Below are 1921 nucleotides of genomic sequence, written 5' to 3'. Positions count from 1 at the left end.
GCCCCCGCCGCTGGCGGGGGCCGGGGCGCGGGTTGGGGAGAGGGTTCGGGCGAAGCCCTCGTGCGGCTTGATTCAAACAGCGGTATCCCGGTTGTCTTCCCCCCGGGCGCGTGGCGACGCGTTCGTCATCACGATCGCCGGTGATTCTTTGCGGCGCGGCTTCGCCCGAACCCTCATCCGCCCCTACGGGGCACCTTCTCCCGGAGGGAGAAGGAAAAACCCCTCAAGCCGCCTGCGGCACGCGCAGCGAGCGCACCAGCCCGCCGACGTCGACGATCAGCGCGACGCGGCCGTCGCCGAGGATGGTCGCGCCGGACACGCCGCCGATGCGGCGGTAGTTGTTCTCGATGTTCTTGACCACCACCTGCTGCTGGCCGAGCAGTTCGTCCACTTCCAGCGCGATCTTCTGGCCGTCGCCCTCGACCACCACGACGAGCGGGTCGGCGTGGCTGTCGGTGCGGTAGCCGTAGTAGTTGCCCAGCGACAGGATCGGCAGGTACTCGCCGCGCACGCGCAGCACGCGGCCTTCGCCGGCCATCGTGCGGATGTCCTCGGCCTTGGGCTGCAGCGCTTCGAGCACGTAGGCCAGCGGCAGGATCAGGGTTTCGCCGGCCACCGACACGGTCATGCCGTCGAGGATGGCCAGGGTCAGCGGCAGCCGGATCAGCACGCGGGTGCCGGCGCCGGTGTGGCTTTCCAGCTGCACTTCGCCGCCGAGGGCCTGGATGTTGCGGCGGACCACGTCCATGCCGACGCCGCGGCCGGACAGGTCGGTGACGGCGTCGGCGGTGGAGAAGCCGGGCTGGAAGATCAGGTCCCAGACCTGCGCGTCGCTCGGGTTGTCCGGGATCGCCAGGCCGCGCTCGTGCGCCTTGGCCAGGATCTTGTCGCGGTTCAGGCCGCGGCCGTCGTCGCTGACCTCGATGACGATGTGCCCGCCCTGGTGCGAGGCGGCCAGGGTGATGGTGCCGGTCTCGTCCTTGCCGGCCTGCTTGCGCACGTCGGGCATTTCCAGGCCGTGGTCGATGGAGTTGCGCACCAGGTGCACCAGCGGGTCGGCGATCTTCTCGATCAGGCCCTTGTCCAGCTCGGTGCCCTCGCCAATCGTGCGCAGCCGCACCTGCTTGCCGAGGCGCGAGGAGAGGTCGCGGACCAGCCGCGGGAAGCGGCGGAACACGGCGTCCACCGGCAGCATGCGCACGCCGATGACCGCTTCCTGCAGGTCGCGGGTATTGCGTTCGAGCAGGTCCAGGCCGGCCAGCAGGCGCTCGGCGTGGCTGGGGTCGAGGCCGCCGGAAACCTGCTTGAGCATGGCCTGGGTGATGACCAGTTCGCCGACCAGGTTGATCAGCGCATCGACCTTGTCGACGCTGACGCGGATCGAGCTTTCGGCTTCGTGGGCGGCGTTGGCCGGGGCATTGCCGGCCGCCGACGGGCGCGGGGCCGCTTCCGCGACCGCTTCCTGCACCGGCGCGGGCGCGCTGGTGGCCAGGCTGGGCGGTGCGAGGATCGGCTGGATGTCCAGCTCGCAGTCGTCGACCACCCAGGCGAAGGTGTCCTCGATCTTGCTGCGCGGGATGCGCCCGGTCAGGCCCAGGTCCCAGGCGATGTAGGCTTCCAGCGGGTCCATCTGCTCGAAGCCGGGCAGGCGCTCCATGCGCGCGTCGACTTGCAGCGGGCCGAGGGTTTCCAGTTCGCGGATGATGCGCAGCGGGTCGTTGCCGCTCATGAACAGCGACGGTGCGGGCACGAAGCCGATCTGCCAGCCTTCCGGCTCGGCCGTTTCTTCCTGCTTGGCCACGACCGGCGCGGCGGCGGTGCCGGACAGCACTGCCTCCAGGCGTGCCTTGACCGCCGCGACGGCGGCGGGATCGGCGGGCTGGCCGTGCTCGGCCTCGCGCAGCAGCGCGCGCAGCACGGC

Annotated in this window: 1 protein-coding gene; it reads right to left on the bottom strand. The window is 70.8% G+C overall.

Annotated elements, in window-relative coordinates; translation table 11 throughout:
* Positions 1 to 223: 223 nt before the first annotated feature.
* The coding region (locus tag ABB34_RS14040) for a chemotaxis protein CheA (RefSeq protein ID WP_057642000.1) at positions 224 to 1921 on the bottom strand (1698 nt) is incomplete at its 5' end.

This window comes from Stenotrophomonas daejeonensis, assembly GCF_001431505.1.
Taxonomy (GTDB): domain Bacteria; phylum Pseudomonadota; class Gammaproteobacteria; order Xanthomonadales; family Xanthomonadaceae; genus Stenotrophomonas; species Stenotrophomonas daejeonensis.
The sequence above is the reverse complement of the archived record's forward strand: the minus strand, read 5'-3'. Positions and strand labels throughout refer to the sequence as shown.